The organism is Stenotrophomonas maltophilia complex sp. Om-AH-Sm3 (assembly GCF_059337855.1).
In genome coordinates, this window is the sequence record NZ_JBYBLQ010000034.1 from 1 (window position 1) to 3,150 (window position 3,150).

A 3,150-nucleotide genomic window follows, 5' to 3' on the forward strand; every position below is an offset into this window, starting at 1 on the left:
TAAACCCTGGCGATGACCTACTCTCGCATGGCTTGAGCCACACTACCATCGGCGCAGCTGCGTTTCACTTCCGAGTTCGGGATGGGATCGGGTGGTTCCACAGCGCTAATTTCACCAGGGAGGCTTTTGGAGAGTCGCACTCGTCCCGGGGGACAAGGCGCCAGCCTCGCATAGTTCTTGTGACGTAGCGTGCACTTGGATGCTCTTACGACGCTGTCGTAAAGCCAAGGCAACTTGAGGTTATATGGTCAAGCCGCACGGATCATTAGTATCAGTTAGCTCAATACATTGCTGTACTTACACACCTGACCTATCAACCACGTAGTCTACATGGTTCCTTCAGGGGGCTTGTGCCCCGGGAGATCTCATCTTGAGGCGCGCTTCCCGCTTAGATGCTTTCAGCGGTTATCGCTTCCGAACATAGCTACCCGGCAATGCCACTGGCGTGACAACCGGAACACCAGAGGTTCGTCCACTCCGGTCCTCTCGTACTAGGAGCAGCCCCTCTCAAATCTCCAACGCCCATGGCAGATAGGGACCGAACTGTCTCACGACGTTCTGAACCCAGCTCGCGTACCACTTTAAATGGCGAACAGCCATACCCTTGGGACCGACTACAGCCCCAGGATGTGATGAGCCGACATCGAGGTGCCAAACACCGCCGTCGATATGAACTCTTGGGCGGTATCAGCCTGTTATCCCCGGAGTACCTTTTATCCGTTGAGCGATGGCCCTTCCATACAGAACCACCGGATCACTAAGTCCTAGTTTCCTACCTGCTTGATCCGTCGATCTTGCAGTCAAGCACGCTTATGCCTTTGCACACAGTGCGCGATGTCCGACCGCGCTGAGCGTACCTTCGAGCTCCTCCGTTACTCTTTAGGAGGAGACCGCCCCAGTCAAACTACCCACCATACACGGTCCCCGACCCAGATAATGGGCCCAGGTTAGAACGTCAAGCACGACAGGGTGGTATTTCAAGGATGGCTCCGCCACAGCTAGCGCCATGGTTTCATAGCCTCCCACCTATCCTACACAGACGAACTCAACGTTCAGTGTAAAGCTATAGTAAAGGTTCACGGGGTCTTTCCGTCTTGCCACGGGAACGCTGCATCTTCACAGCGATTTCAATTTCACTGAGTCTCGGGTGGAGACAGCGCCGCTGTCGTTACGCCATTCGTGCAGGTCGGAACTTACCCGACAAGGAATTTCGCTACCTTAGGACCGTTATAGTTACGGCCGCCGTTTACTGGGGCTTCGATCAAGAGCTTCGCCTTGCGGCTGACCCCATCAATTAACCTTCCAGCACCGGGCAGGCGTCACACCCTATACGTCCACTTTCGTGTTTGCAGAGTGCTGTGTTTTTGATAAACAGTCGCAGCGGCCTGGTTACTGCGACCCTCTTCAGCTATAGCTCGCACGAGCCACCAAAAAGGGTGCACCTTCTCCCGAAGTTACGGTGCCATGTTGCCTAGTTCCTTCACCCGAGTTCTCTCAAGCGCCTGAGAATTCTCATCCTACCCACCTGTGTCGGTTTACGGTACGGTCTGCGTAAGCTGAAGCTTAGGAGCTTTTCCTGGAAGCGTGGTATCAGTGACTTTGCCATAAAGGCTCGTCTCGGTGCTCGGTCTTAGAGGATCCCGGATTTGCCAAAGATCCAAACCTACCGCCTTTCCCCAGGACAACCAACGCCTGGTACACCTAACCTTCTCCGTCCCTCCATCGCACTTACGCGAGGTGCAGGAATATTAACCTGCTTCCCATCGACTACGACTTTCGTCCTCGCCTTAGGGGCCGACTCACCCTGCGCCGATTAACGTTGCGCAAGGAAACCTTGGGCTTTCGGCGTGCGGGTTTTTCACCCGCATTATCGTTACTCATGTCAGCATTCGCACTTCCGATACCTCCAGCAGACTTCTCAATCCACCTTCAACGGCTTACGGAACGCTCCTCTACCGCGCATACAAAGTATGCACCCCAAGCTTCGGTTCTGTGCTTAGCCCCGTTAAATCTTCCCCGCAGACCGACTCGACCAGTGAGCTATTACGCTTTCTTTAAAGGGTGGCTGCTTCTAAGCCAACCTCCTGGCTGTCTGTGCCTTTCCACATGGTTTTCCACTTAGCACAAAATTTGGGACCTTAGCTGTGGGTCTGGGTTGTTTCCCTTTTCACGACGGACGTTAGCACCCGCCGTGTGTCTCCCATACAGTCCGTCTCGGTATTCGGAGTTTGCAATGGTTTGGTAAGTCGCGATGACCCCCTAGCCATAACAGTGCTCTACCCCCGAGAGGATACATATGAGGCGCTACCTAAATAGCTTTCGAGGAGAACCAGCTATCTCCGGGTTCGATTAGCTTTTCACTCCTAATCACACCTCATCCCCTACCTTTGCAACGGGAGTGGGTTCGGGCCTCCAGTGCGTGTTACCGCACCTTCACCCTGGGCATGACTAGATCACCCGGTTTCGGGTCTACTGCCCGCGACTATGCGCCCTTATCAGACTCGGTTTCCCTTCGCCTCCCCTATACGGTTAAGCTTGCCACGAACAGTAAGTCGCTGACCCATTATACAAAAGGTACGCAGTCACTCCTTGCGGAGCTCCTACTGCTTGTACGCACACGGTTTCAGGTTCTATTTCACTCCCCTCTCCGGGGTTCTTTTCGCCTTTCCCTCACGGTACTGGTTCACTATCGGTCGGTCAGTAGTATTTAGCCTTGGAGGATGGTCCCCCCATGTTCAGACAGGGTTTCACGTGCCCCGCCCTACTCGTCTTCACTGAAATGGCCCTTTCAGATACAGGGCTATCACCTTCTATGGCCACTCTTTCCAGAGCGTTTTCCTAGAACCAAATCAGCTTAAGGGCTAGTCCGCGTTCGCTCGTCGCTACTTACGGAATCTCGGTTGATTTCTTTTCCTCTGGTTACTTAGATATTTCAGTTCACCAGGTTCGCTTCCAGCAGCTATGTATTCACTGCAGGATACCCGCAAGCGGGTGGGTTTCCCCATTCGGACATTACCGGATCAAAGCTTGTTGCCAGCTCCCCGATACTTTTCGCAGGCTGCCACGTCCTTCATCGCCTCTGACCGCCAAGGCATCCACCGTGTGCGCTTATTCGCTTGACCATATAACCGCAAGTTGCCTTGGGTTACA

The 3,150-nt window shown here is 53.8% G+C and carries 2 rRNA genes; both read right to left on the bottom strand.

What is annotated here, in order from left to right:
* Nucleotides 1-4 precede the first annotated feature (4 nt).
* Nucleotides 5-119, bottom strand: a 5S ribosomal RNA gene (gene rrf, locus AC10QF_RS20050).
* Nucleotides 120-244: 125 nt separating this feature from the next.
* A 23S ribosomal RNA gene (locus tag AC10QF_RS20055) occupies nt 245-3,122 on the bottom strand.
* Nucleotides 3,123-3,150: the final 28 nt, after the last annotated feature.